Source organism: Vibrio sp. HB236076 (assembly GCF_040957575.1).
GTDB lineage: Bacteria > Pseudomonadota > Gammaproteobacteria > Enterobacterales > Vibrionaceae > Vibrio.
This window is the reverse complement of sequence record NZ_CP162601.1, coordinates 1,948,204-1,974,549: the sequence shown is the minus strand read 5'-3', so window position 1 is coordinate 1,974,549 and position 26,346 is coordinate 1,948,204. Positions and strand designations below refer to the sequence as shown.

The window sequence follows — 26,346 nt, the reverse complement described above, 5'->3', positions numbered from 1 at the left end:
CGCGATAAATTCACTATGAGCTTAAACCTTTCTAATGTCATTCTTCATCAATTGGTTAAAGACGAGCAAGACCAATTAACCGTACAATTTCGCTCTGATGCTTTAGAGCATGATGAATTCAGTGAGAACCTTGTCGCCGAGCTACACCGAGTCTTTCACTCTAAAGCGGGTAAAGGCTTTGGTTGCTTTAAAGAAGACAGCGAGTTTAAGCAGTGGCTCGGTGATTTTCGCCACAATACATTGTCATTTTCAGAGTTTTCTCAACACTGTGGTCATCGCTTAAAAGATGAACTGCAAAAGTACCCGTTTGCTGAACAAGGCATTTTAGTGTTAGCGGTGTATCAAAGTTTATCAACGGAATACCTGTTTGTTGGCATCATTCCCCTTAAACATAGTCTAAAAGTCACCGATGGGTTAAATATCAGCGACACAGCCTATCTCGATATCACAAAAATGGACATTGCTGCGCGTATTGACCTGTCAACCTATGAGACAGACAGCGATTCGAATCGTTACCTTTCTTACGTTAAAGGGCGAGTGGGTCGTAAAGTGGCCGACTTTTTTTTGGATTTCTTGCAAGCTCAAGTTGGGCTCGATCCCAAACAGCAAAACCAAGTGCTAATGCAGGCGGTGAGTGATTTTTGTGAGGACGCTCAGCTAGAAAAAAGTGAAAGTTTGGAATACAAGAAACAAGTCTTTGATTACTGTAATGACCAATTAAAATCTGGCGATGAAGTGGCGATTAAAGAATTGTCTAGCGAGTTGCCGGCCAGTAAGGACGGCAGCAGTTTTGCAGACTTTACTCAAGCCCAAGGGTATGAGCTAGAAGAGTCTTTTCCCGCCGACCGAGCAACGGTAAGAAAGCTAACCAAATACGTTGGGGCTGGTGGTGGTCTGAACATCAGTTTTGACAGCCTTTTGTTAGGGGAAAGGGTCTTCTACGATCCAGAAACCGATACCTTGACGATTAAGGGAACACCGCCAAATTTAAAAGACCAATTGACGCGCTAATTGATATTAAATTACGTGGTAACTGGTTTAAAAAAGAGAATATTGTTAGGGTATATGAGCAATTTCCATGTAAATATTTTGATTTTTTGTCATGAAAGACTTGAGATTTTGCTGAGAAAATTGAACTATGTTGTACAGATAATTTGAAAGACACGGAGAGTGATAGAATGAAAGTTGGTTTAGTCGGTTGGCGTGGTATGGTCGGTTCTGTATTGATGCAGCGCATGATCGAAGAGAAAGATTTTGATTTGATTGAGCCGGTATTTTACAGCACGTCACAAGTCGGCATTGCCGCACCGAATTTTGGTAAAGATGCCGGTCTGCTGCAAGACGCGTTTGACATCGAGAGCCTAAAACAACTTGATGCTGTTATCACTTGTCAAGGCGGTGGATATACCGAAAAAGTTTACCCTGCTCTTCGTCAGGCAGGTTGGAAAGGATATTGGATTGATGCCGCGTCGACTTTGCGTATGGCTGATGATTCAATCATTACGTTGGATCCGGTGAACTTGAACCAAATTCAACAAGGCATCCACAGTGGCGTCAACACTTATGTCGGTGGTAACTGTACAGTGAGCTTGATGTTAATGGCATTGGGTGGCTTGTATGAAAAAGGTCTGGTTGAATGGATGAGCGCAATGACGTATCAAGCCGCTTCAGGGGCTGGTGCGCAAAATATGCGTGAGTTGATCGCTCAAATGGGTGTCGTTAACGACTCTGTGAGCTCTGAGCTTGCCAACCCAGCCAGTTCCATTTTAGACATCGACCGCAAAGTTGCTCAAACTCTTCGTTCACAAGAGTTTCCAACCAGTAACTTTGGCGCGCCATTGGCTGGTTCTTTAATTCCTTGGATCGATAAGAAACTAGATAACGGCCAAAGCAAAGAAGAGTGGAAAGCGGGCGTTGAAGCCAATAAGATTTTGGGCAGCTCGGCAAACCCTATTGCTATTGATGGCACATGTGTACGTATTGGTGCGATGCGCTGTCACGCACAAGCTCTGACCATTAAATTGAAACAAGATGTGCCAATCGATGAGATTGAAGACATGATTGCTTCACACAACCAGTGGGTGAGCGTTGTACCAAATGACAAAGAAGCGACGGTTGCTGATCTCACGCCTGCAAAAGTCACTGGGACATTGTCAGTACCGGTTGGTCGTCTACGTAAAATGTCGATGGGTAACGATTTCCTAAACGCCTTTACGGTCGGTGACCAATTGCTATGGGGCGCGGCAGAGCCGTTGCGTCGTACCTTGCGAATCTTATTGCAAGAAAAGTAATTGACGGATTAAACGAAATTAAAAAGCGCCTCAATGGCGCTTTTTTTTTTGAGCGTACAAGGTGTGATTGCAGTATTGACTGCCTGAGTCATCCAAACGGGCAAAAACAGGTTGAGTACGTGATCGTATTTTTATGACTGTCCTGCTTTTTGTTTTTCTGCTTTTTGTTTTATTTCATCTATTCGATTTGTGTACGGTGATGCATTAAGCCAAACCCGGGAACAAATGACGTAAGCCATTAGCCATAAACTCAATTCCCAACGCGCCTAATATCAAACCCATGATACGGGTAATCACGTTAATACCGGTTTGACCTAAGAATCGCACAATCAGGCGGGCGCTGCGAAAAAGCAGCCAAGAGCAAAGTGAAAACACCACAATGGTCATGATGATACCAAAGGTATCGAGTGTGGATGGGTAGCGCGCTCCGAAAACAATGGTTGAGCTGATCGCCCCAGGGCCGGCCATCAGTGGCATGGCTAAGGGGACAACGCCAATTTGCTCACGACTGACGTATTCAGACTTTTCTTGTTTGTTTTGCTTATCTTCACCAAGTTTACCGCTCATCATTGAAAAGGCGATGGTCATCAGTAGCATGCCACCCGCAACTCGAAACGAATCCAATGAAATACTAAACATATCTAACAACCATTGGCCGGCCAACAGTGAGATGACCAATATAATCGCCACAGAAACGTGAGCGGTTACCGCCGTTTTGTTTTTTTCCTCTTCGCTCATATGTCCCGTTAGCGAAACAAAAATAGGCATGATACCCACGGGGTTAACCGCGGCGACCAAGCCCAAGAAAAATTGCATAAAGATAGCCAGTTCAAACGATGTCATTGCATTACCCTCAAAGAAAACGCGCCTACTTTAGGCGAAATCACACGAATTCACGAGTGAAAAAAAATAAGGCTAAAGTCAGTTATCGCAAAAAAAAACTAATGTTACTTGGCTGCCTGTTATTCGCGCCCGCTTTGCTCTTTCATAACACACGCCCAAGCGGATGGCCATATTGTTGCTCACTGCCCACGTCATACAGGAAAGAAACTTACTGATTGAGTTTCCAGGTTATAAATCTGTCGAGACAACAAGTCTTTCTGTTAATGTCAATTTTATCTTTAAATATCTAGTTGTTTTAAAACAATGGCTTATTTTGAGTTGTGGCACATTTTTTTCGTTTTTGTCACTTTATTCAATCTATAATGATCTGAATCAATTTTGCTCAATAAAGTGGGGGATATACTCACCACATGAAAACAATTTACTAAATACTTAGTCGTCAATGAGAGTCGTTAATAAATAGTTTTTGAATGATTAAGTCTTATTAGGAGAAACAATATGCCTGTTACTAATTTAGCTGAACTGGATGCCTTGGTTGCACGAGTGAAAAAAGCCCAAGCTGAATTTGCAACCTTTAGCCAAGAGCAAGTGGATAAGATTTTCCGCGCTGCGTCACTGGCAGCAAACCAAGCGCGTATTCCGTTGGCACAACAAGCGGTCGCCGAGTCTGGCATGGGAATTGTGGAAGACAAAGTGATCAAAAACCACTTTGCTTCTGAGTTTATTTACAACAAATACAAAGATGAGCAAACTTGTGGTGTTCTAGAAGAAGATGACAATTTAGGCACCATGACCATTGCCGAGCCAGTGGGCATTATCTGCGGTATTGTGCCAACCACCAACCCAACGTCAACGGCTATCTTTAAGTCATTGATCTCACTTAAAACCCGCAATGGCATCATTTTTTCACCGCACCCAAGAGCGAAAAACTCAACCAATGATGCGGCCAAATTAGTCCTTGATGCGGCCGTTGCTGCGGGCGCACCGAAAGACATTATTGGTTGGATTGACCAGCCTTCTGTGGAGCTTTCAAACGCACTAATGAAACACGAAGGCATTGCGCTCATTTTGGCGACAGGTGGTCCTGGTATGGTGAAAGCCGCTTACTCATCTGGCAAACCCGCTATTGGTGTGGGTGCGGGTAACGTTCCTGTTGTGATTGATGAAACGGCGGATGTGAAACGCGCCGTGGCTTCTATCCTCATGTCAAAAACCTTTGATAATGGGGTGGTATGTGCATCAGAGCAAGCGGCGATTGTAGTCGATGAAGTGTATGACGAAGTCAAAGAGCGTTTTGCAACCCACAAAGCTTATGTACTGACCAAAGCCGAAGCTGACAAAGTGCGTAAAGTCTTGTTAATTGACGGTAACCTCAACGCAAAAATTGTTGGTCAAACGGCGTCGACGATTGCCGAACTGGCGGGGGTTAAAGTGCCTGCGGATACCAAAGTATTGGTCGGTGAAGGCCTTAGCAACGGTAAAGTGTCTTACGATGATGCTTTTGCACACGAGAAACTATCGCCAACCCTCGGGCTATTCCGCGCCGAAAACTTTGAAGACGCGGTTGCTCAAGCGGTGACCATGGTTGAAATTGGCGGTATCGGCCACACTTCGGGCTTATACACCAATCAAGATGCAAACGCAGATCGCATTCGCTACTTTGGCGATAAAATGAAAACCGCGCGTATCTTGATTAATATCCCAACCACACATGGCGGTATCGGTGATTTGTACAACTTCAACGTTGCGCCTTCATTAACTTTGGGTTGTGGTTCATGGGGGGGGAACTCCATCTCTGAAAACGTGGGTCCAAAACACTTGATCAACAAGAAAACCGTAGCAAAACGAGCCGAAAATATGTTGTGGCATAAACTTCCAAAATCGATTTACTTCCGCCGCGGTAGCTTGCCGATTGCCTTGGGTGATTTAGAAGGGAAAAAACGTGCATTTTTGGTCACTGACCGCTTCTTGTTCAACAATGGCTACGCTGATGACATTGTCCAACTGCTCAAAGCACAAGGCATGGAAGTTCAAACTTTCTTTGATGTTGAAGCCGACCCTACGCTCTCTGTCGTCAAAAAAGGAGCTGAACAAATGAACAGCTTCCAACCTGACGTGATCATTGCCCTCGGCGGCGGTTCACCAATGGATGCAGCGAAAATTATGTGGGTAATGTACGAACACCCTGAAACGCATTTTGAAGAGTTGGCGATGCGCTTTATGGACATCCGTAAACGTATCTATAAATTCCCTAAAATGGGGAAAAAAGCTGAGCTTGTGTGTATTACAACTACATCAGGGACTGGTTCTGAAGTGACCCCATTTGCGGTGGTAACGGATGATGAAACGGGTGCGAAATACCCACTGGCAGACTATGAAATCACGCCTAATATGGCGATTGTTGATGCAAACTTGGTGATGAATATGCCTAAATCGCTGACTGCTTTTGGTGGTTACGACGCGGTGGTTCACTCACTTGAGGCTTACGTATCTGTATTGGCTAATGAATATTCAGATGGTCAAGCCCTACAAGCGCTTAAATTACTTAAAGAATACTTACCATCAAGTTATGCCAACGGTGCCAATGATCCCATTGCACGTGAAAAAGTGCACAATGCCGCGACCATTGCCGGGATTGCATTTGCCAACGCCTTCTTGGGTGTGTGTCACTCAATGGCCCACAAAGTAGGGGCAGAGTTTCACTTGCCACATGGGCTGACCAATGCCATGTTGATGTGTAATGTGGTTCGCTACAATGCCAATGACAATCCGACCAAGCAAACCGCGTTTTCTCAATACGACCGCCCACAAGCTCGTCGTCGTTATGCAGAAGTCGCCGATCACTTGGGACTATCTTTACCGGGCGATCGCACAGCACAAAAAATTGAGCGTTTACTGGGTTGGTTAGAAGAGCTGAAATTGCAATTGGATATTCCTGCGTCAATTCAAGCGGCAGGGGTGGCAGAGGCTGATTTCCTCGCCAAAGTTGATGAGCTCGCGGTGGCGGCATTTGATGACCAATGTACCGGAGCTAACCCTCGCTACCCGTTAATCAGCGAGCTCAAAGATGTCTTGTTGGCTTCTTACTACGGCAAACCTTTTATTGAAGGTGAGACGTTTGAAGGCACGACCGTGATTAAGAAAAAAGCGGATCAGGATCAAGCGAAAGTTAGCTCAAAAGTGGCAGAGAAAGCCGCTAAGCCAAAAGCAGAAGCTTAAAATAGATAGCAACATCTTGTTGAGCTAATTAAATAAACGGCCTTAGTTGGCCGTTTTTTTATGGGTAAACACAATACTCACAAGTGGCGAGCAAAAGATATGAGGGTAATGGCGCTTTATACGTCGGTATTCACTACTCGACCGCTGAAATAATCATTGGTGACGATGTACTCGGCATTGCGAGTCAACTCTTGCTGGATACAGGCCCAATAATGACTATCAATCGGATCGCCTTGATGGGTCGGAGCTGGGATCACACCGCCCACTCGTATATTGTAAGGCGCCATCTCCTTTGCCCAGCTCGAAGTTAAGCCAGAGACTAAAGCTCCAATACTTTCAATGCCTTTGGTATCACTGTGGTTTTCATATGAAAGCACATTGACGATGACGCCTTGATTGCCTACGGCACGCATTCGTTGCGCGGCGACATGGCCGGCTGCCTGAAAATAAGCGGCTGTTTGCGCGATGGGTTCGACAAACCGCTCGGCTAAAGGATCATTGAGTCCCGAAAGCGGGGAGGCTGTCCAGCAATTGACAATCACATTAGGGCACTGCTCAACCTCTTGTTCGATACAATCAAAGAGGTATTGCAAAGACGGTGTGGTAAAGTCTTTAACGGGCATGGCATAAACTGCTTTGCCTTTGGATTGAAACTGCTTAAATATATGCTCTAGCCTGTCTTTGTGAGTGTCACATAAGATCAAGGTCGCGCCCGTTTGAGCAAAGTGATTGGCGATGTTTCTTCCCAAATCGCTGCCCGCAAAGGTAATTAATACCGTTGAATTTTTTAATTCCATGCACTTCCCATCCCTAACACTAAAGTCTTATTTTCAATAGAGTGGACAAAAATACGAATATTAAGTGTGAAAATGGTCAAACATTAGTATATGACAGTCAATAGAAAATCATTATTTAGCTAAGCGTCACATTTTTGTTTTTGACGAATGTCATTTTTTTGACGAAATTGCCGAGTGTGGTTCATTTTCACTCGTATTCATTCACGAGACTTAAAGAAAGGTGAGGAGTGGCATGACTACGCAGCGCAATGTAAACGGTCTTTTTTCAATGCGGTGTTGAGTTGTTCATACAGTCTATTTTGACTATTGTTCTGCGATGGTATGGGGTTCGCCGTTGCTTTTAAGCGCCTCTGCTGGTGCGACGATAAATTGTGGTAGCACGCTTCGGGTAACCCTGCGGTGTTTTGAGGTTGGACACACAAGCCCTCAGGCCGTAAGTAATGACTGAGGTGACTACTGACAAGGCTGGCAGAGTGTAATAGTTGACTTTGTTGTGCCCCTAAATCGTAGCTGTCGTGATCCGCAATCAAAGGTTGAGAGGGGGCAATTGATAATTGCTCACGCAGTGAGGTACCAGAGGACAACGTCTCTGGCTTTGTCTCTGTGGCAAAGAGTCGCTCTTGAACATCGTCAGATAACATCGACAGTAAAAGCGCGAAATCAGAACGTCGGCCCTGATTAATGGCTTGATTAACACTGGGTTGACCTTGCAAATCATTAAATTGAAGCTCATTGATTAGTGGGCTGTGATTAATCGTGTTGACCGACATAGATAGTTCTCCTTGAGACACAATCTTTATCGGTTAAGCGAAACTTTTCTTTAACGATTTTTACGAAATATTGTCCTTGTCTGCGGTTGTTATTTACTCAATGTTGAGGTAGTGCATGGCAACGTCCAAAGAGGGGCATTGATGGTCACTGATTTGAGAAAATCGGTCACTTTGTGTGGTAACGGCAATGCAGTGCAATTTGGCCGCTTTGGCTGATTGACAGCCAGTTTGGCTATCTTCCACCGCAACCGCTTGTGATGGAACAAGCCCGAGTAAATCGAGGGCGTGCTGATACACATCTGGCGCAGGTTTGCTGTGTGGTACATCTTCATTGCTTACCACGCAGAAAATTAACTTGTTAAGTTTATGATCAATCAGGGTTTTATTGACGGCTTGGCGGTCTGCACCGGTAACGATCGCAACCTGGATACCCGCTCGGTGTAACCGGTGTAATACCGACAGTGCACCAGGCATTAAGGGAAAGGCATGTTGGGATAAATAGCGCTGAGTGGCTTGCTCTTTTTGTCGTAACAGTTCTTGAGGCTCAACGGGCAACAAATAGTGTTCGCACAGTTGCTCAGCATTGAGCCGACTGGGCTGACCTTGGTAGTACTGTTGATAATCTTTGCGGTGGAAATCGAGAGCGTATTGCTCAAGAATGGTTTGCCACATTTGGCAGTGCACGGTTTCTGAGTCGACAAGGGTACCATCGTGATCAAAAAGAACCGCCTTGAGGTTATTGAATGGGTTATGCTCAATGGTTGGCATTACTGCTCCGCTCATATACTGGGATAAAATGTGACTAGAGTATGGTCTAACAATGTGATTTTCTGTGATTTTGTTAGAACTTTGCTGATAAAATTGCTCTGTTTTCGTCTCGATGACTGACTGATCTTAGGAATTTAGCCCGTCCTTTTCATATCGAGGTTTAAATTCTGTGATATTGGGGTAGAATGAGCAAAATTGACATTAATGATCACAGAGGGTGACATGGAAACGATTGATAAAATTAAACAGCAAATTGAAGAAAACACCATTCTACTTTACATGAAAGGCTCACCTAAGTTGCCAAGTTGTGGTTTCTCTTCACAAGCATCACAAGCGCTTATGGCGTGTGGTGAAAAATTTGCTTATGTTGATATTCTGCAAAACCCTGATATTCGTGCTGAATTGCCAAAATACGCGCAATGGCCAACGTTCCCACAGCTTTGGGTTGAAGGCGAATTGATCGGTGGTTGTGACATCATTCTAGAGATGTTCCAAAAAGGTGAACTGCAACCTTTAGTCAAAGAAGCGGCAGCAAAAGCACAACCTGAAGAATAAAAAATCGCTTATATCGGGAAAGGTAAAGCGGTGTTTACCGACAATAAAAAGGGCTTGGTGATACCAAGCCCTTTTTTTGTGATAGCGAAACGGTGCTTAGAGCGTCATCGCGGCTAACCAACCAAAACCTATCAGTGGCAAATTGTAATGCAAAAAGGTGGGTACAACCGTTTGCCAAATGTGTTCGTGTTGTCCATCTACATTCAAGCCTGAGGTTGGGCCTAACGTCGAGTCTGAAGCTGGAGAGCCAGCATCTCCTAGAGCGGCAGCGGTTCCTACTAGTGCCACCGTCGCCATCGGTGAAAAGCCAAAGGCAATGGCGAGTGGCACATAAATGGTGGCGATGATTGGGATGGTTGAAAATGAAGAGCCGATGCCCATGGTGACTAATAAGCCCACGACGAGCATCAAAAAGGCGGCCAGTGGTTTATTATCACCAATTGAGGTCGATAATGATTGCACTAAGGTTTCGACACCATTGGTGGCCTTCATGACTTCGGCAAAGCCGGCAGCGGCAATCATAATAAAGCCAATCATTGCCATTAAGTGGACGCCTTTGGTAAACACATCGTTCGTGTCTTTCCAAGCAATGACACCACCGAGGTTGAATACGGTGAAACCAGCAAGAGCACCAATAATCATTGAGCCAGATAGTAATTGCACACTTAGCGCAGCAACAATGGCCACCATCGATACTATGATGTGTCTTGGGTTAATGGTTTTCTGCTCAGCTTGTGGCGCCGTGTACTCGGTAACCGCGTATTCACGAGGTTTGCGATAGCTAATCAACACTGCAACCAGCAAGCCAAATACCATTCCTGCCCCTGGCAATAACATGGCATGAGGGATTTGCCCTGCCGTAATCTCGGTTAAGCCATTATCGTGAAGGTTTTTCAACAAGATATTGTTTAAGAAAATACCGCCAAAGCCAATGGGCAACACCATATAGGGAGTGATCAAGCCAAAGGTTAACACACATGCGACCAAGCGACGGTCAAGTTTGAGCTTGGCAAAAACGCCTAAAAGGGGAGGGATCAAAATCGGAATAAAGGCGATGTGTACTGGGATAATGTTCTGCGATGACATGGTGATCAAAACCAGCGCAAAAATCAAACCGTATTTTAAGCCCGTAGAGGCGGTTTGGTTTTCATGACCAATAAAACGTTTAATAACGGATTGAGCGAGTAGATCCGTCACGCCAGAGCGAGAGATTGCCACGGCAAAGGTCCCTAACATGGCATAACTTAATGCGATGGTAGCGCCGCCGCCTAAGCCACCTTCAAAGGTCGAGACGGCATCCGTTAAGCTCATGCCAGAGTACCAACCACCAACGATGGCACTAAAGGTCAGAGCGACCACCACATTTACGCGCATCAATGCCAAAACCAGCATGACGCAAACAGATAAAACAACAGGATTCATAGTTTTCTCGGATAGTTATGTTTACATTTTTTCTTCATTGTTATCATTAACCGGCCAACCCCCAAGGGCTTGCCACTTATTGACGATTTTACAGAATAAATCGGCCGTCTTTTGTGTATCATACAATGCGGAGTGGGCTTCGTTATTGTCGAAGGTCATACCGGCAGTAAGGCAAGCTCGAGCAAGAACGGTTTGGCCAAACGCCAAGCCACTGAGCGCGGCAGTATCGAAGGTCGCGAAGGGGTGGAAAGGGATGCGTTTTAGTCTGCAACGCTCGTTAGCCGCATTAACAAAATTTAAATCAAAAGCGGCATTGTGAGCGACCATGATAGCGCGATTGCACTCAGCGGCTTTTTGTTCCTTGCGCACCATTTTATAAATTTCTTTGAGAGCCACATCCTCAGTAACGGCACCGCGTAGTGGGCTATAGGGGTCACGTATTCCGGTAAATTCTAATGCTGCTGGCTCTAAATTCGCTCCTTCAAAAGGGAGGATATTGAAATGCATCGTTGAGGCTGGTCGCAATTGACCGTCTTGGTCCATTTTTAAGGTAATGGCACAGATTTCCAACAGGGCGTCGGTTTGGTGATTAAAACCCGCGGTTTCAACATCAATGACAACGGGAAAAAAGCCCCTGAATCGATCTTTTAAAGCGGTGGCGTCTTGTTCTGCAGGCATGTTAACTCAAGGTGTGTGACAAAGGCTGCATTATTACAGATTATGGCCGGTAGCAAAACCGTCTAAACAGAGAAACTTTTTTTCGTGAAAATTATTGTTGGCGAGGTTTTTGCTTAAGTTAGTACAGCGAGTCATGATGACGGGCAAAAGTTCACCGTAGCGCTCCAGTGTGCGTTCTATACCCGCTAAGGGCTGCTTTCTAGTGAGAACGAAAACATTCATCCAAATCAGTACTATCACAACTCGGCAAACTATTGCCACTGCCATCAAAAGAGAAGAATAACCATGTTAAATCTGTTGAAATATAGCGGTTTGATGTTGTCTATGGTCGCCTTTCCCACTTGGGCGATGCTAGAGAAGCACTATGTTGCAACGCCCGAACAATCGCATTGGAATCTAACTGAAGACACACCGCTGTCATGTCGTTTAGTTCATCCTATTCCAAATTACGGCAACGCTGAATTTAGCGCCCGTGCCAGCAAGAAGCTGAATTTAGATTTTGAGCTCAAAATGTGGCGGCCGATGGCGCGAACTCGGTCGGTGAGTTTGGTTTCTCTTCCCGCGCCTTGGCAAGCGGGAGAGGCGGCACAAAGGTTGGAAAAGTTAGAATTTTTTCAGCAATTTGATGGCTATGTCGGCGGGCAGACCGCGTGGGTGATGTTGTCGGAGTTAGAGCGTGGTCGTCAGCCGACCTTTAGTTATCAAGAGTGGCAAGATCGCAATCAACGCATTGAAATTTCGTTGTCTTCGGTGCTCTTTCAACAAAGTTACAATCAATTTAGCCGTTGTATTCAAAACCTTTTGCCTTATAGCTTCGAAGATATTGCTTTTACCATTCTTCATTATGAACGCCAAGGCGATAAGTTAACGAAGGCATCGCGTAAGCGCTTAGATCAAATTGCGCAGTATCTTAAATACAATCAAGACATTGATTTGGTGTTGGTATCAGCCTATCTCGATACCAGTTTAGGCAAAGACGAGAGTCAAGACTTAACGGAACGACGAGCGCAATCGTTGCGGGATTACTTTAAAACCTTAGGTTTACCTGAGGAGCGCATCGAAGCTCAGGGCTTTGGCAAACGCAGGCCAATCGCCGACAATGCATCACCGATAGGCAAAGATCAAAACCGTCGAGTGGTGATTTCTTTTGGTCGCAGTGGCGTATAGCGCGAAGCTGACGACAGGACGGGTCACATTGTTAACAAAAAAGGCGATGAATACCTCATCGCCTTTTTTATCTTCCATCAATGCCGATAAAATGGTTAATTTAATCTGAATTTGGCAATGATCTCACAGCTAGTGGCTGTATCAATGTCTTGTACGTGTTTTGCAATCATTGGGTTTGGATGACGTTTCATAAAATCAACCAGCGCTTTTTTACAACAACCAATAGGCTCAACAAAACTGGCACAACTGCGGTGAGGGCATTGAGGGATCAAGGTTAACACACGCTCTGAAGCAAGTTGAAGATACTTCAACTCGTAATCGCTGTCGCCAGCCCAACGCCAAAACTGGGCGAGGTTATGGCAAGAGATCACGGCAATCGTTAATCTTTCATCGATTTCAATGTCATTCGAATCAAGAATTTGCTCACTTAAAGTTAATGCTTGTTGATAATGCAAAATGCTTTGACTCGGGTTGTCGAGTTGCATCGCCGTATCGGCAAGCAGTGTGTGTTTTTCCCATTCACTGATCATGATCAACATCCTAAAAATATAATAGGTTATAAATCTAAACGATAAGAATTATCATGTAAAGCCTTTCTATGTTAAAAAAGCAGGGATTACCCTGCTTTTTATCGTGTCCGGCTCAATCTCTTAAAAAGGGGCGATTTTAGCCTTCTAGGCCGGCATTGGCTTGTTTATTTTGGATGAACTCGATCATGTAGCCGTCTGGGTCTTTGACAAAAGCAATCACCGTTGTCCCGCCTTTAACTGGACCCGCTTCACGAGTGATGTTTCCGCCTGCAGCTTTAATGGCATCACAAGTCGCGTAAATATCATCGACGCCAATGGCAATGTGTCCATACGCGTTACCCAAGTCGTACTCTGAGGTTCCCCAGTTATAGGTTAACTCGATCACAGCACCTTCAGATTCATCACCGTAACCGATAAAAGCCAGGGTGTACTCGTATTGTTTGTTTTCATTGGTACGCAGTAAAGTCATACCTAAAACCTTAGTGTAAAACTCAATTGAGCGGTCGAGATCACCAACGCGTAACATGGTGTGTAAGATGCGATTGTTTGACATAAAAACTCCTCGTTTTACAAATTGTCTTGTGGTGAAAACGGCGGCGAACAACAATGTAAGCCGTTTGCCGTTCTCTCTTGTGATTACTTAGGTATTGACCGTCGCACGGCATCGCTGGCTGACGCCCGCTATTTTTTTTGTTTCTTCACTTGTTGTTTAAGCACTTCATTGATGAAACTGCGACGTCCATACTGGCGGGTGATAATGCATTTGTCCAGCGAGAAACCTCGAGCTGGGCAATATTCACGGCCGTAATAAATGATCTGTAGGTGTAATTTATTCCACTTTTCTCTGGGAAATAAACGCTTGGCGTCGCGTTCGGTTTGTTCCACACTTTTTCCGTTTGACAATCCCCAACGATACATCAAGCGATGGATATGAGTGTCTACGGCAAAGGCCGGAATATTGAACGCTTGTGACATGACCACTGAGGCGGTTTTATGACCGACGCCAGGCATGGCCTCTAAGGCATCGAAGTCTGCCGGTACTTGGCCATTGTGCTGCTTGAGGATCATATCAGATAAATGCCATATTCCTTTGGATTTCATCGGTGATAGACCACAGGGTTTGATGATGTCTTTTATTTCATCAATGGTTAATTTGACCATATCCGCGGGATTATCTGCTTTGGCAAACAATTTGGGCGTGATCTGATTGACTCGTTCATCGGTGCATTGAGCCGATAACAATACGGCGATCAACAAGGTATAAGGGTCCTTGTGATCCAAGGGGATGGGCACTTCAGGGTAAAGCTCATCAAGAATATTAATGATGGCAGCGACTTTTTCTTTCTTTGAAACCGCAGTGGTCATAGTGATTATCTCAAACAAAAACTTGAATCGAAGTTAAACATTGGTGACGCGAGCACGCTCAATTTTCGGTTTGTCTGCGCGTTGAGTCTGGCGCTGTGCTCGGCGGTGATCAATGATGTTTTTGACCGCAATCAACAACCCGACACCAATAAAGGCCCCAGGTGGTAACAACGCCAACAAGAAACTATTATCAAAGTGAAATAGTTCAATTCTCAGTGCTTTCGCCCAATCGCCGAGTAAGAGGTCGGCACCGTCAAACAAGGTTCCGTTGCCAATGATTTCACGTAATGCCCCCAACAAGACTAATACGAGGGTCATGCCTGTTCCCATCCAAAAGCCATCGATGGCAGAGGGCATGACCGAATTTTTAGAAGCGAAAGCCTCGGCGCGGCCAATAATAATACAGTTAGTGACGATAAGCGGAATAAAAATGCCCAAAGACAGGTATAAGCCGTAAGCAAACGCATTCATCAACAGTTGTACACAAGTCACTAAGGCGGCAATGATCATGACAAAAACCGGAATGCGGATTTCATTGGGCACGTAATCTCGAATCAAGGAAACCGTTACATTAGAGCCAACCAATACCAAAAGTGTGGCAATGCCGAGGCCAAGCGCATTGGTTAAGGTGGATGAGACGGCAAGTAATGGACATAACCCAAGTAATTGAACCAGGGCGGGGTTGTTATCCCATAAGCCATTTTTGATTAACGCACGCGTATCAGATGTCATGGGTTACTCCTCACATTGGCGGGGTTGAGCAATCAATTGCGCTTGGTGTTGATTGACATAGTCAACGGTGTTACGGACGGCTTTAACCACGGCTCTTGGCGTTATGGTGGCGCCGGTAAATTGGTCAAAATCGCCACCGTCTTTTCTTACTTTCCAGTTCGCTCGGTTCGTTTCTGTGACCGTTTTACCACTGAAACTGCTGATCCAATCAGAGATGCGAATATCAATTTTATCGCCTAAGCCTGGGGTTTCGTTGTGCTGTAAGACACGTGTCGCCAGCACTTTGCCATCGAGATCAACACCGGTGATCAGTTTAATGGCTCCACTGTAACCATCAGGCGCGATGCTTTCAATAGCGATCGCGCTGGGTTGTCCATTTAGGGTCGCGATATAAGCCGGCATCGCCTGATCTGTACCAAGTAAGGGATGACGGACGAGAGTACAGGATTGGGTGAGATCGTTGTCATGAGCAGACAAAGGGATCACCTGGTTCAAGGTTGCTTTGAGTTGCGCTTCTTGTTGTGCTTGAATGCGGTCGGCCGTCAAGTATTGAGTTATCGCAACCACGCCCGTTGTGGCACAGGCAAACAGTGCTAGGGTCAGACCATTTTTTTGAATAGCTTTGAAAATCATCGTAGCTCCTAGTGCCCGTAGGTTCTGGGTTTTGTGTAATAGTCAATCAAAGGCACACACATGTTGGCAATTAAAACCGCAAAGGCGACACCATCGGGAAAGCCTCCCCAAGTGCGAATGATATAAACCAAAGCGCCGATCATCGCACCATAGATCAATCTCCCCTTGACGGTCGTGGACGCTGAAACAGGATCCGTTGCGATGAAAAAAGCCCCTAACATGGTGGCACCGGATAACAAGTGGAACCAAGGCGTTGGTGAACTTTCTGATGCGAATAACCAACTCAGCGTGCTCAGAACAAGCAAAGCCAGTAAAAAAGCTACAGGGATCATCCACTGGATGATGCGCTGTTGTAATAGAACCAAACCACCGAGCAAATAAGCGAGGTTGACCCACATCCAACCATGACCGGCAAAGGCATTAAAAATGGGCATTTGCATCGATTCGCTGACTGTGCTGCCGGCTTTTAACGCGGTTTTCATACCATCGAGTGGTGTGGCCATGGTAACACCATCCAGATCACTGCGAATTTGCAACAAAGACAGACCTTGAGGATCAAAGCCGGTAAATATCAACGACAACGCCTGCGAAAAGCTGACTGTATGGGCGGCGATTGATTCTGGTGCACTCCAACTGGTCATGGGGACAGGGAAAGCGATCAATAAAACCACATAGGCGACCATCGCGGGGTTAAAGAGGTTTTGACCTAGGCCACCATAAAGGTGCTTGGCGATCACGATGGCAAAAATTAAACCAATGACCATAATCCACCACGGTGCTAAAGGTGGCACTGCCACAGCAAGTAACCACGCAGAAACCAATGCGCTGTTATCTCGAAGTGCTTGGCGCGGTGAGCGTCCTCTAGCCAGCATGACACTGGCTTCTAAAGCGAATGCGAAGGCAATGGCAAAGGCCAATTGAATTAATGTTCCCCAGCCGAAGAAATAACATTGTGCGACCAAGCCTGGTAAGGCGCAAATGGCGACCCAGCGCATTAGGCTAGCCGTGGTGCGACGATTGTGCATATGGGGTGAACCCGCAATAAAAAAGGACACTACTTGTTCTCCGGATCAGTTGATGATTGAGCAGCTTTACGGGCCTTGGCGCGTGCAATAGCAGCGGCAACCGCGGCTTTTTTCGGATCCTCAGGCGCTTCAGAAGTCGGTGTCGAATCCGACTCTGTTTTGTCCGCTTCTGGGGTTGCCTGGGCGGCTTTACGGGCCTTGGCGCGTGCAATGGCAGCGGCAACCGCGGCTTTTTTCGAATCCTCAGGGGCCTCAGAAGTCGGTGTCGTATCCGACTCTGTTTTGTCCGCTTCTGGGGTTGCTTGGGCGGCTTTACGGGCCTTGGCGCGTGCAATGGCAGCGGCAACCGCGGCTTTTTTCGGATCCTCAGGGGCCTCAGAAGTCGGTGTCGTATCCGACTCTGTTTTGTCCGCTTCTGGGGTTGCTTGGGCGGCTTTACGGGCCTTGGCGCGTGCAATGGCAGCGGCAACCGCGGCTTTTTTCGGATCCTCTGGGGCCTCAGAAGTCGGTGTCGTATCCGACTCTGTTTTGTCCGCTTCTGGGGTTACTTGAGCGGCTTTACGAGCCTTGGCGCGTGCAATGGCAGCGGCAACCGCGGCTTTTTTGGCATCCTCAGGGGCCTCAGAAGACGGTGTGGTATCCGACTCCGTTTTATCCGCTTCTGGGGTTGCTTGGGCGGCTTTACGGGCCTTGGCGCGTGCAATGGCAGCGGCAACGGCGTCTTTTTTCGCATCCTCAGAGGCTTCAGAAGATGGTGTGGTATCCGACTCCGTTTTATCCGCTTCTGGGGTTGATTGGGCGTTTTTACGGGCCTTGGCGCGTGCAATGGCGGCGGCAACCGCAGCTTTTTTGGCATCCTCTGAGGCCTCAGAAGACGGTGTGGTATCCGGCGCTGCTTTGTCCGCTTCTGGGTTCGCTTGGGCGTCCTTACGGGCTTTGGCACGTGCAATGGCGGCGGCAACGGCGTCTTTTTTGTTGTCATTTTGCTCTGGCGTTGCTTCAGCGTTTTGTGCCGCGGCTTGTTGCGCTTTTGCTTTAGCTATGGCGGCAGCAACTGCGGGTTTAACCTTCGCAGGTTGATCGCTCTGTTGTTTGTTTTTGACCCGTTCAATCGCGGCAGCGACGGGGTCATCTCCGTTTTTTTGCATGGATTTTCGACGATCACTTGCTGCCGATTTAAAGCGATTTTCACGCTCTTGTTTATCGCGTTCCATACGCGCTTTTTTGGCTTCAAAACGCTCTTTTGCGCGCTCTGCCGCTTCGGCGTCTTGCTGACGTGTACGAATTTCCGCTTTGGCCTGGCGGTAATAGTTGACCAAAGGTATTTCACTTGGGCAAACAAAAGCACAAGCGCCACACTCAATGCAGTCTTTTAAGTTAAGCTCTTCTAATTTTTCGTATTCTTGAGCTTTGGCATGCCATTGCAATTGCTGTGGCAGTAACGAAGCAGGACAAGCCTCAGCACATTGACTACAACGAATACATTCTAATTCGTTTTGCTCTGCGGCGATTTCACGTTTCTTCGGTGCCAAAATACAGTTGGATGTTTTCGTGATCGGTACGTTTGCGTGCGGTAGGGTAAAGCCCATCATCGGGCCGCCCATGATCAGTCGAGGGAGCTTTTTATCTGCCTTGTACTCAAAAGATTGCAGTAAGTGTTCTACTGGGGTACCAATACGGACCCAAACATTGCGTGGCTGCTTGAAGGTCTTGCCCGTTAGGGTGACAACGCGTTCAATTAAAGGCTCGCCATCGACAATAGCGCGCTTGATGGCATAAAGAGAGCCGATGTTTTGTACTAAAATCCCGATGTCGGCTGGAATGCCACGGCTGGGGACTTCTAAGTTCGTTAAGATTTTTATTAACTGTTTCTCGCCACCCGATGGATACTTGGTCGGTATGACTCGAATCACGATATTTTTGTCTTTCGCTGCGACTTGTAACGCTTCAATCGCATCCGGTTTATTGTCTTCGATACCGACAATGGTCAATTTGGGTTTGAGAATGTGCTCGACAATTTCAATGCCGGCAATAATTTGCTCTGCCTCATCTTGGATCAAGCGATCATCGGCAGTGATATAAGGTTCACACTCTGCAGCATTAATGATTAAGAGTTCGGTTTTTGCTAAGCCAGATTGCAACTTTTTTGCACTGGGGAAACCAGCGCCCCCCATCCCGGCAATACCGTAATCACGAAGGCGATCGAGTAACTTTTCCGCTTCAATTTGTCGATAATCTTGAAAGGGCTGCTTTTCAAGCCACTGGTCTTGGCCATCGGGGATCAAAACGGCACACAATTCTGGCAACGCCGAAGGGTGGGCGGTTGTTCTTGGCTCAATGGCTTGAATTGTCCCAGAGGTGGAGGCGTGTACAGGCACGGTAAAACCGGTTGTGGCTCGGGTCAATGCCTGACCTTTTTTTACTTGATCTCCGGGCGCAATCAGGATATGCCCGGCTTTGCCAATGTGTTGCTTGAGTGGGATGATAAGCTCTGCAGGCAGCGGGCATTGACTTAAAGGCAGTTGGTTAGACTGTTTTTTATTTTCGGCAGGATGAATTCCACCGGGAAAGTCCCACAATGCACCGGATTTTATTTGTTCTATGAGCGACAGCATGTGACCCCTTAGTGAGTCGATGATTGATGTGTTACATCAACCACAGGTATTTGTTCTAATTGCCATTTCCAGTTTTCTGTAGTGGTAGCGACTGGAATCATTTCAATACAATCCGTTGGACAAGGTGCGACGCAAAGGTCGCAACCGGTACACTCATCCTTGATCACGGTATGCAAAGCCTTGGTTCCCCCGACAATGGCATCGACGGGGCAGGCTTGAATGCATTTCGTACAGCCAATACACATATCTTCGTGAATAAACGCGACGGTTTTGACTTCATTGTCCAAGTCGTGTGCTGACTCTTGTACTTCAACCCCCATTAAATCGGCGAGCTTTTCGATTGTGGCTTGCCCGCCGGGGGGACATTTATTGATGTCATCCCCATTGGCTATGGCCTCTGCGTAAGGGCGACAGCCTGGGTAACCACACTGACCACATTGGGTCTGGGGTAAGATATCGTCGATTTGTTCAACAATTGGGTCACTTTCCACTTTAAAGCGAATCGCGGCAAAGCCTAGTATGACACCAAAGATAGCCGCAAGCGCTGCCAATGCAGCAATGGCGATAAACAGAGTAGACATAAAATTAATTGACCAATCCAGTAAAGCCCATGAAGGCAAGAGACATTAAACCTGCGGTGATCATCGCAATCGAAGCCCCTTTAAAAGGCGATGGTACATCTGCAGCTTGAATACGTTCTCGCATCGAGGCAAACAGAATCAACACCAAAGAAAAGCCAACCGCAGCGCCAAAGCCATAAATAATCGATTCAACAAAGCTATGGTTTTCATTGATATTGAGCAAAGCAACCCCCAAAACGGCACAGTTTGTGGTGATCAAAGGCAAAAAGATACCCAATAAGCGGTACAGGGTTGGGCTGGTTTTGTGGACCACCATTTCGGTAAATTGCACGACGACGGCAATAACAAGGATAAAACTCATTGTACGTAAGTAATCAATGCCAAGGGGCGAAAGAATATAAGTTTCGACTAAGTAGGAGCACACCGAAGCCAACGTTAAGACAAACGTGGTGGCCAGACCCATACCGATGGCGGTCTCGAGTTTTTTTGATACCCCCATAAAAGGGCACAAGCCGAGAAACTTTACTAAAACGAAATTGTTTACTAGGACAGTGCCTATCAACAATAGAATATAATCAGTCATAATGTGCACGTTTTGTTGTAACGACCGAGTCATTATCCTTGGTTGTGAGGGGAATAACAACCATTGTCCTTTGAATGTCAATGGATTGAGTGCACCCATCATTGAGTGGCAGCTTTTTGGCAAAGCAACCATCACTCCAGTCGAATAAAATTACGGCCTTATTATACCATTTGAATCACAAAGAAAAATGCTTGGAGTAGAAAGTAAAAAACCCAATCCGAGGATTGGGTTTTTTGAAATTGGCTCCCCCTGCGGGACTCGAACCTGCGACATACGGATTAACAGTCCGCCGTTCTACCAACTGAACTAAGGGGGAATTGCTTAAAGCGGAACGAATGTTACTCAAGCCAATGGTGAGAGTCAAGTATTGCAAAGAAAAAAAACTGAAAAAACCATGTGTTAACAAAAAAAGAGCCAAAAGAAAGGAGTCTAAAATAGGTTGAGGCCTTGATAATACTGGCCTGACGTGAGTTATCCACTAAAATTGTGGATAAGTATGTTGATGAGTGATTGATAACTTTTTTTATGTCACTTTTCTTTAAATAAATAAATTAATAACTTGAAAATGTCAAATTAAATCAATGTGTTATTGGGTTGGTGGATTTTAGCAGGGTTAGCCTTGTCACGAATTAGTCATACAAATAACGAGAAAATGGGGAAAAGGTGTGCAAAACCATTGGGGGGATAAGAGAGCTCAGAACGAGCAAGGCGAAACATAATAGCAAAAACTCAAATAAAAAAACATGCCGTAGGATCACTTTTTTGTCTTTTTCTTCGTAATAACACTGGTTGCCATGGTATTTTATTGCCTTAGCAACGTTTGCCATTTGGCCGAGATTGAGTATTCTGTCTTACCGTGATTGATGACCAATAAGTGATGTAGAGATGAGTAAGCAATTCGAATTGGTGTCTGAGTACCAACCCTCTGGCGACCAACCCAAAGCCATTGCCCAGTTGACCGAAGGATTAGAAGCTGGCTTGGCTCATCAAACCTTGCTTGGGGTGACGGGCTCAGGGAAGACCTTCACGCTCGCCAATGTGATTGCCAATGTGGCGCGGCCAACCATCTTGCTAGCGCCTAATAAAACCCTAGCGGCACAATTGTATGGCGAAATGAAAGCGTTTTTCCCCAACAACGCCGTGGAATACTTTGTCTCTTATTACGACTATTATCAACCTGAAGCTTACGTGCCGACCACCGATACGTTTATTGAAAAAGACGCCTCGGTTAACCAGCATATTGAACAAATGCGGTTGTCGGCAACAAAAGCTCTACTCGAACGCAAAGACGCCATTATTGTCGCCTCGGTTTCGGCGATTTACGGTTTGGGCGACCCTCAATCTTACTTGCAAATGATGTTGCACCTGCGCCGAGGTGATGTGTTAGATCAACGTTCGATGTTAAGGCGTTTGGCTGAGCTTCAATATACGCGCAATGATATTGGTTTTGAACGCGGTCAATTTCGAGTCCGCGGTGAAGTCGTGGATATTTTTCCAGCCGAATCAGAAAAAGACGCTGTGCGAGTTGAAATGTTTGATGATGAGATTGAAACCATTAGTTTATTTGACCCTCTGACAGGCGTGGTCAAACAAAAGGATCTCGCTCGATATACCGTGTACCCAAAAACGCATTATGTGACACCAAGAGATAAATTGCTCGAAGCCATTGAGAAAATCAAAGACGAACTGAGCCATTATAAGGATGTGTTGTTGGCCAACAACAAACTACTTGAAGAGCAAAGGATCAGTCAGCGTACTCAATTTGATATCGAAATGATGCTGGAATTGGGCTTTTGTTCGGGAATCGAAAACTATTCACGCTACCTGAGTGGACGCAACGAAGGTGAGCCACCGCCAACCTTATTTGATTATTTGCCACACGACGGCCTGTTAGTGATCGATGAATCTCATGTGACTGTGCCACAAATCGGTGCGATGTTTAAAGGCGATCGCTCGCGCAAAGAAACCTTAGTGGAATACGGTTTTCGACTGCCGTCTGCATTAGATAACCGGCCGTTGAAATTTGAAGAGTTTGAGTCTTTAGCACCGCAAACGATTTTTGTCTCGGCAACTCCAAGTCAATACGAATTAGAGCGTTCAGGCGGGGAGGTTGCCGATCAAGTGGTACGGCCAACGGGCTTGCTTGACCCAGAATTAGAAGTGCGGCCAGTGGCGACCCAGGTTGATGATATTTTATCTGAAATCCGCCAACGAGTGGCGATTGATGAACGTGTGTTAGTCACCACGCTGACTAAACGCATGGCGGAAGACTTGACTGAGTATTTGTACGAACACGAAGTCAAAGTTCGTTATTTGCATTCCGATATTGACACGGTAGAGCGAGTTGAAATCATACGCGATCTGCGTTTGGGCGAAATCGACGTTATTGTCGGCATTAACTTGCTGCGTGAGGGATTGGATATGCCCGAAGTGTCTTTGGTGGCGATTCTCGATGCAGATAAAGAAGGTTTTTTGCGTTCAGAACGCTCATTAATTCAGACGATTGGGCGTGCGGCGCGTAATGTCTCAGGCAAAGCTATTTTGTACGCTGACCGGATCACAGACTCGATGAAAAAAGCGATGGAAGAAACGGAGCGACGTCGAGAAAAACAACAAGCGTACAATGAGCGCAACGGACTCGTTCCTCAGGCGTTAAAACGCAATATTCGCGATATTATGGAATTGGGCGAGGTGCACGGCCAATCGAAGCAGAAAAAATCTCAAGTGGTGGCGCTTAACAAAGTGGCTGAACCCGATAGTGATTATAAAGCGTTAACCGCGCAAGACTTCGAGCGGGTGATGAAATCACTTGAGGCCGAAATGTATCAACACGCGCAAAACCTTGAATTCGAACTCGCGGCACAAAAGCGTGATGAAATAGAAGCTTTAAAAGAGCAATTTATTAGTAATGGATAATAACAAAACACTCATCGGCAATTGATTAACTTTGATAATCGTTATTAAATACGGCCGAATATGATGTTGGCTGCGCAAAAAACTATCATAGCTGCGCAAATTTGAGTAAAATTCGCGGTGCTAAATTGCATAATGAAATGCGTAATGCAATGATTACTAATATTAGAATAAGGCTAGGAAGCAGTCGTGGTTGAAGAAAGCAAGAATCGTTATTTACTGATGGTGGAAGACACCGCTTCGGTTGCGGCATTGTACCGTTCGTACCTGACACCACTGAATATTGATATCACCATTGTCGGCAATGGTCGCGATGCGTTGGACAGTTTAACACGACGCATCCCAGATTTGATTTTGTTGGATTTGCGACTGCCGGACATGACTGGCATGGATGTTTTACACGAAGTCAAAGCCAATCACCCTGATGTTCCTGTGATTTTCATGACCGCGCACGGCACGATTGATACCGCCGTTGAAGCGATGCGTCATGGCTCACAAGACTTTTTAATTAAACCTTGTGAAGCCGACCGATTGCGAGTTACGGTGAACAACGCCATTCGCAAGGCGAGTAAGTTGAAAAGCGAGCACTCAGCAGAAAACCCTGGTTATCAAGGCTTTATTGGCAGTAGCCACAATATGCAGCAAGTGTATCGCACCATTGACTCGGCGGCGTCGAGCAAAGCGAGTATTTTTATTACTGGTGAAAGTGGCACAGGCAAAGAAGTGTGCGCCGAGGCCATTCACGCCGCCAGTCAGCGCGGTGATAAACCATTTATTGCCATTAACTGTGCGGCGATACCCAAAGACCTGATCGAAAGTGAGTTGTTTGGTCATGTAAAAGGGGCCTTTACCGGCGCGGCAACGGATCGCCAAGGCGCGGCAGAGTTGGCCGATGGCGGCACACTATTTCTCGATGAGCTGTGTGAGATGGATTTGGAATTGCAGACCAAACTCTTGCGCTTTATCCAAACGGGCACCTTTCAAAAAGTGGGCTCGTCAAAAATGAAAAGCGTCGATGTGCGTTTTGTGTGTGCGACCAACCGAGATCCCTGGAAGGAAGTGCAAGAAGGGCGTTTTCGCGAAGATTTGTACTACCGCTTGTATGTCATTCCATTGCATTTACCGCCTTTGCGCGATCGCGGTAACGATGTGGTTGAAATTGCCTATTCGTTACTCGGCTATATGTCGCACGAAGAGGGTAAAAACTTTGTCCGCTTCGACCCAGCGGTGCTTGAGCGTTTTGCCCAATATGAATGGCCGGGTAACGTGCGACAATTGCAAAATGTACTGCGCAATGTGGTGGTGCTTAACAACGGTAAAGAAATCACCATGGAAATGCTGCCACCACCTTTAAATCAGGTCAAACCTAAAATGCCAGAGCCCGTCAGTAGCGGAACAAAACCGTCGGTATCAGAAATTTGTCCCTTGTGGATGACGGAAAAGCAAGCAATAGAAAATGCCATTGCCGCTTGTGATGGTAATATTCCTCGTGCCGCTGGTTATCTCGATGTCAGCCCATCGACGATCTATCGCAAAAAGCAGCAGTGGGACGCTCAAGGCGCTGAGAGATAAAGCATGCAGATTATGAACAAGCAAAAACTCGAACAATTGCAAAATGAAATCGGTCGAGAAAACATCCCAATGTTACTCAATATCTTTTTGGGGGAGTTAGAGGTTTACAACCAGCAACTCAATCGACTTAAAGGTGAAGAACAATTGGATTACATGCTGGAGATCACTCATGCACTCAAAAGCAGCGCCGCCAGTTTTGGCGCTGATCAATTGTGTGTGATCGCCCAAGAAATAGACACCAGTGGCAAGCAACAAACCCTGGTCGATCAAGATAAGGAAGTGGCGAGATTGACCGATGTATTGCTGAACACGGCCACACAGTACCATGAAGTGGCTCTTTCCTTTTCATAGCTGACTTTCAATAGCGTCCTTCAAGCGTGTGCGGTCGTGACGCCAAGGGCGATTGGGGGAGGCTAGGTCAGTCGTGATAATTTGGTGTTCTTTTTTGAGATCGAGTTCAACCTTCGATGTGATGATGCTATCGACCTGACGGCCGGCACAAGCTCTTTGACACCAGTGCAATTTTTGCCGCAAGGTCATTGAACCTGCAGGGCCATACTCTTTACCTAAATTGTCGATAAACAACAGCTTAGCATCGTGGTTGTCAGCAATAGCTTGGCCGATTTCTTTTAATAAGAGCGGTGGCATGATACTGGTTAAAAAACTGCCTGGGCCGAGTATGATTAAATCGGCACTTTGTATCGCATCGATGGCTTCTTTGGTGGCGGGCACCGTTGGCGAAATTTCTAAACGCACCAGATCATGCTTCATATTATCGACGTGGGTTTCGCCAGTGATCCATTCGCCGCGAATGTCTAGTGCACTGAGATCGGCTGGGTGTTCTGACATCGGAATGAGGTTGACTTCCACGCCTAGTGTCTGTCGGATTAAGTTTATTGCATCCAGGGGTCTGACCGATAAATTGCCCAGTGCCGTCAGGATCAAGTTGCCTAAATTGTGACCGCTGAGCTCACCTGAACCTCTAAATCGGTATTCAAACATCATAGAGCCGATCGAAGGTTCTGTGATCAACTGGTTGATGCAATTACGGGTATCTCCCCACGCAATACCACCTTGAGACTCGCGTATTCGGCCAGTAGAGCCACCATTATCTGTGGTGGCGATAATACCCGTGGCGTTATGCCCGTATTCTTTTAGGGCCGATAATACTCGCCCTAAGCCATGGCCACCACCTATGGCGACTATCTTGGGGTGCACCGAACGGGCGCTGTCAATCTCGGTTAGCGTCGATGTGGTCACGTTAAGCACTTTTATGGTTTTTCATTC

Annotated in this window: 24 protein-coding genes and 1 tRNA gene; 8 read left to right on the top strand and 17 right to left on the bottom strand. The window is 46.2% G+C overall.

Annotated elements, in window-relative coordinates:
- Positions 1-15: 15 nt before the first annotated feature.
- Complete coding sequence (yejK, locus tag AB0763_RS08715) at positions 16-1,011, top strand: nucleoid-associated protein YejK (RefSeq protein WP_306100364.1); 996 nt, start codon at positions 16-18, stop codon at positions 1,009-1,011.
- Between the two features lie 167 nt (positions 1,012-1,178).
- Complete coding sequence (gene asd / locus AB0763_RS08710; RefSeq protein WP_306100363.1) at positions 1,179-2,291, top strand: aspartate-semialdehyde dehydrogenase; 1,113 nt, start codon at positions 1,179-1,181, stop codon at positions 2,289-2,291.
- 204 nt (positions 2,292-2,495) lie between these two features.
- Here the strand turns inward: asd and AB0763_RS08705 are convergent, their stop codons facing one another.
- Complete coding sequence (locus tag AB0763_RS08705) at positions 2,496-3,134, bottom strand: YchE family NAAT transporter (RefSeq protein WP_306100362.1); 639 nt, start codon at positions 3,132-3,134, stop codon at positions 2,496-2,498.
- A 498-nt stretch (positions 3,135-3,632) separates the two neighbouring features.
- Between AB0763_RS08705 and adhE the strand changes: the two genes are divergently transcribed.
- Positions 3,633-6,353, top strand: a complete 2,721-nt coding sequence (gene adhE, locus AB0763_RS08700) for a bifunctional acetaldehyde-CoA/alcohol dehydrogenase (RefSeq protein WP_306100361.1) — start codon at positions 3,633-3,635, stop codon at positions 6,351-6,353.
- Positions 6,354-6,469: 116 nt separating this feature from the next.
- Here the strand turns inward: adhE and AB0763_RS08695 are convergent, their stop codons facing one another.
- The 3 genes from AB0763_RS08695 to AB0763_RS08685 form a co-directional block, all read right to left on the bottom strand.
- Complete coding sequence (locus AB0763_RS08695; protein WP_306100360.1) at positions 6,470-7,150, bottom strand: SDR family oxidoreductase; 681 nt, start codon at positions 7,148-7,150, stop codon at positions 6,470-6,472.
- A gap of 236 nt (positions 7,151-7,386) precedes the next feature.
- Entirely contained in the window at positions 7,387-7,920 is a 534-nt protein-coding gene (locus tag AB0763_RS08690) for a VC2046/SO_2500 family protein (RefSeq protein WP_306100359.1), read from the bottom strand.
- A 93-nt stretch (positions 7,921-8,013) separates the two neighbouring features.
- Positions 8,014-8,688, bottom strand: coding sequence for an HAD family phosphatase (locus AB0763_RS08685; RefSeq protein ID WP_306100358.1), 675 nt, complete (start codon positions 8,686-8,688; stop codon positions 8,014-8,016).
- Between the two features lie 222 nt (positions 8,689-8,910).
- On the opposite strand from AB0763_RS08685, the gene AB0763_RS08680 reads away from it, so the two are divergent.
- Positions 8,911-9,243, top strand: coding sequence for a Grx4 family monothiol glutaredoxin (locus AB0763_RS08680; RefSeq protein ID WP_306100357.1), 333 nt, complete (start codon positions 8,911-8,913; stop codon positions 9,241-9,243).
- A 96-nt stretch (positions 9,244-9,339) separates the two neighbouring features.
- Here AB0763_RS08680 and AB0763_RS08675 read toward each other — a convergent pair whose 3' ends face one another.
- Entirely contained in the window at positions 9,340-10,665 is a 1,326-nt protein-coding gene (locus AB0763_RS08675; RefSeq protein ID WP_306100356.1) for a Na+/H+ antiporter family protein, read from the bottom strand.
- A 21-nt stretch (positions 10,666-10,686) separates the two neighbouring features.
- Positions 10,687-11,343 carry a ribonuclease T gene (gene rnt / locus AB0763_RS08670; RefSeq protein WP_306100355.1) on the bottom strand — a complete coding sequence of 219 codons (657 nt, stop codon included), beginning with the start codon at positions 11,341-11,343 and terminating at the stop codon, positions 10,687-10,689.
- Positions 11,344-11,658: 315 nt separating this feature from the next.
- Here rnt and AB0763_RS08665 point away from each other — a divergent pair, with 315 nt between their 5' ends.
- Entirely contained in the window at positions 11,659-12,510 is an 852-nt protein-coding gene (locus AB0763_RS08665) for an OmpA family protein (protein ID WP_306100518.1), read from the top strand.
- 95 nt (positions 12,511-12,605) lie between these two features.
- Here the strand turns inward: AB0763_RS08665 and AB0763_RS08660 are convergent, their stop codons facing one another.
- From AB0763_RS08660 to AB0763_RS08615, 10 genes are all read right to left on the bottom strand, one after another.
- Positions 12,606-13,040 carry a DUF2753 domain-containing protein gene (locus AB0763_RS08660; protein WP_306100354.1) on the bottom strand — a complete coding sequence of 145 codons (435 nt, stop codon included), beginning with the start codon at positions 13,038-13,040 and terminating at the stop codon, positions 12,606-12,608.
- 136 nt (positions 13,041-13,176) lie between these two features.
- Positions 13,177-13,593 (bottom strand): lactoylglutathione lyase, encoded by a 417-nt coding sequence (gene gloA / locus AB0763_RS08655; RefSeq protein ID WP_306100353.1) that lies wholly within the window; start codon positions 13,591-13,593, stop codon positions 13,177-13,179.
- A gap of 128 nt (positions 13,594-13,721) precedes the next feature.
- The gene (gene nth / locus AB0763_RS08650) at positions 13,722-14,405 is read right to left on the bottom strand and encodes an endonuclease III (RefSeq protein ID WP_306100352.1); all 684 of its coding nucleotides are present in this window, start codon (positions 14,403-14,405) and stop codon (positions 13,722-13,724) included.
- A 33-nt stretch (positions 14,406-14,438) separates the two neighbouring features.
- Positions 14,439-15,137 (bottom strand): electron transport complex subunit E, encoded by a 699-nt coding sequence (locus AB0763_RS08645; RefSeq protein WP_306100351.1) that lies wholly within the window; start codon positions 15,135-15,137, stop codon positions 14,439-14,441.
- Positions 15,138-15,140: 3 nt separating this feature from the next.
- Positions 15,141-15,767: an electron transport complex subunit RsxG gene (gene rsxG, locus AB0763_RS08640; protein ID WP_306100517.1), complete on the bottom strand. Its 627-nt coding sequence runs from the start codon at positions 15,765-15,767 to the stop codon at positions 15,141-15,143.
- Between the two features lie 11 nt (positions 15,768-15,778).
- Positions 15,779-16,825 (bottom strand): electron transport complex subunit RsxD, encoded by a 1,047-nt coding sequence (gene rsxD, locus AB0763_RS08635; protein ID WP_306100350.1) that lies wholly within the window; start codon positions 16,823-16,825, stop codon positions 15,779-15,781.
- Positions 16,825-19,410 carry an electron transport complex subunit RsxC gene (rsxC, locus tag AB0763_RS08630; RefSeq protein WP_368643009.1) on the bottom strand — a complete coding sequence of 862 codons (2,586 nt, stop codon included), beginning with the start codon at positions 19,408-19,410 and terminating at the stop codon, positions 16,825-16,827. Before rsxC ends, rsxD begins: the two co-directional genes overlap by 1 nt.
- Positions 19,411-19,418: 8 nt before the next feature.
- Positions 19,419-19,991, bottom strand: a complete 573-nt coding sequence (rsxB, locus tag AB0763_RS08625; RefSeq protein ID WP_306100348.1) for an electron transport complex subunit RsxB — start codon at positions 19,989-19,991, stop codon at positions 19,419-19,421.
- 4 nt (positions 19,992-19,995) lie between these two features.
- Positions 19,996-20,574 (bottom strand): electron transport complex subunit RsxA, encoded by a 579-nt coding sequence (rsxA, locus tag AB0763_RS08620; protein WP_306100347.1) that lies wholly within the window; start codon positions 20,572-20,574, stop codon positions 19,996-19,998.
- Positions 20,575-20,814: 240 nt separating this feature from the next.
- Positions 20,815-20,890 (bottom strand) — tRNA-Asn (locus AB0763_RS08615).
- Positions 20,891-21,459: 569 nt separating this feature from the next.
- Between AB0763_RS08615 and uvrB the strand changes: the two genes are divergently transcribed.
- The 3 genes from uvrB to AB0763_RS08600 all read left to right on the top strand — a co-directional run bounded on the left by uvrB (position 21,460) and on the right by AB0763_RS08600 (position 25,410).
- A complete protein-coding gene (uvrB, locus tag AB0763_RS08610) occupies positions 21,460-23,490 on the top strand; it encodes an excinuclease ABC subunit UvrB (RefSeq protein WP_306100346.1) in 2,031 nt (676 codons plus the stop codon).
- 219 nt (positions 23,491-23,709) lie between these two features.
- Positions 23,710-25,059: a quorum-sensing sigma-54 dependent transcriptional regulator LuxO gene (luxO, locus tag AB0763_RS08605; RefSeq protein ID WP_306100516.1), complete on the top strand. Its 1,350-nt coding sequence runs from the start codon at positions 23,710-23,712 to the stop codon at positions 25,057-25,059.
- Positions 25,060-25,071: 12 nt separating this feature from the next.
- Positions 25,072-25,410: an Hpt domain-containing protein gene (locus AB0763_RS08600; protein WP_306100345.1), complete on the top strand. Its 339-nt coding sequence runs from the start codon at positions 25,072-25,074 to the stop codon at positions 25,408-25,410.
- Here the strand turns inward: AB0763_RS08600 and yvcK are convergent.
- Positions 25,405-26,319, bottom strand: coding sequence for a uridine diphosphate-N-acetylglucosamine-binding protein YvcK (gene yvcK, locus AB0763_RS08595; RefSeq protein WP_306100344.1), 915 nt, complete (start codon positions 26,317-26,319; stop codon positions 25,405-25,407). The genes AB0763_RS08600 and yvcK overlap by 6 nt on opposite strands.
- Positions 26,320-26,346: the final 27 nt, after the last annotated feature.

Excerpts from the sequence above, each read along its gene's own strand:
- yejK (WP_306100364.1), top strand. The coding sequence starts at position 16 with ATGAGCTTAAACCTTTCTAATGTCATTCTTCATCAATTGGTTAAAGAC.
- asd (WP_306100363.1), top strand. The coding sequence starts at position 1,179 with ATGAAAGTTGGTTTAGTCGGTTGGCGTGGTATGGTCGGTTCTGTATTG.
- AB0763_RS08705 (WP_306100362.1), bottom strand. The coding sequence starts at position 3,134 with ATGACATCGTTTGAACTGGCTATCTTTATGCAATTTTTCTTGGGCTTG.
- adhE (WP_306100361.1), top strand. The coding sequence starts at position 3,633 with ATGCCTGTTACTAATTTAGCTGAACTGGATGCCTTGGTTGCACGAGTG.
- AB0763_RS08695 (WP_306100360.1), bottom strand. The coding sequence starts at position 7,150 with ATGGAATTAAAAAATTCAACGGTATTAATTACCTTTGCGGGCAGCGAT.
- AB0763_RS08690 (WP_306100359.1), bottom strand. The coding sequence starts at position 7,920 with ATGTCGGTCAACACGATTAATCACAGCCCACTAATCAATGAGCTTCAA.
- AB0763_RS08685 (WP_306100358.1), bottom strand. The coding sequence starts at position 8,688 with ATGCCAACCATTGAGCATAACCCATTCAATAACCTCAAGGCGGTTCTT.
- AB0763_RS08680 (WP_306100357.1), top strand. The coding sequence starts at position 8,911 with ATGGAAACGATTGATAAAATTAAACAGCAAATTGAAGAAAACACCATT.
- AB0763_RS08675 (WP_306100356.1), bottom strand. The coding sequence starts at position 10,665 with ATGAATCCTGTTGTTTTATCTGTTTGCGTCATGCTGGTTTTGGCATTG.
- rnt (WP_306100355.1), bottom strand. The coding sequence starts at position 11,343 with ATGCCTGCAGAACAAGACGCCACCGCTTTAAAAGATCGATTCAGGGGC.
- AB0763_RS08665 (WP_306100518.1), top strand. The coding sequence starts at position 11,659 with ATGTTGTCTATGGTCGCCTTTCCCACTTGGGCGATGCTAGAGAAGCAC.
- AB0763_RS08660 (WP_306100354.1), bottom strand. The coding sequence starts at position 13,040 with ATGATCAGTGAATGGGAAAAACACACACTGCTTGCCGATACGGCGATG.
- gloA (WP_306100353.1), bottom strand. The coding sequence starts at position 13,593 with ATGTCAAACAATCGCATCTTACACACCATGTTACGCGTTGGTGATCTC.
- nth (WP_306100352.1), bottom strand. The coding sequence starts at position 14,405 with ATGACCACTGCGGTTTCAAAGAAAGAAAAAGTCGCTGCCATCATTAAT.
- AB0763_RS08645 (WP_306100351.1), bottom strand. The coding sequence starts at position 15,137 with ATGACATCTGATACGCGTGCGTTAATCAAAAATGGCTTATGGGATAAC.
- rsxC (WP_368643009.1), bottom strand. The coding sequence starts at position 19,410 with ATGCTGTCGCTCATAGAACAAATAAAATCCGGTGCATTGTGGGACTTT.
- rsxB (WP_306100348.1), bottom strand. The coding sequence starts at position 19,991 with ATGTCTACTCTGTTTATCGCCATTGCTGCATTGGCAGCGCTTGCGGCT.
- rsxA (WP_306100347.1), bottom strand. The coding sequence starts at position 20,574 with ATGACTGATTATATTCTATTGTTGATAGGCACTGTCCTAGTAAACAAT.
- uvrB (WP_306100346.1), top strand. The coding sequence starts at position 21,460 with ATGAGTAAGCAATTCGAATTGGTGTCTGAGTACCAACCCTCTGGCGAC.
- luxO (WP_306100516.1), top strand. The coding sequence starts at position 23,710 with ATGGTGGAAGACACCGCTTCGGTTGCGGCATTGTACCGTTCGTACCTG.
- AB0763_RS08600 (WP_306100345.1), top strand. The coding sequence starts at position 25,072 with ATGAACAAGCAAAAACTCGAACAATTGCAAAATGAAATCGGTCGAGAA.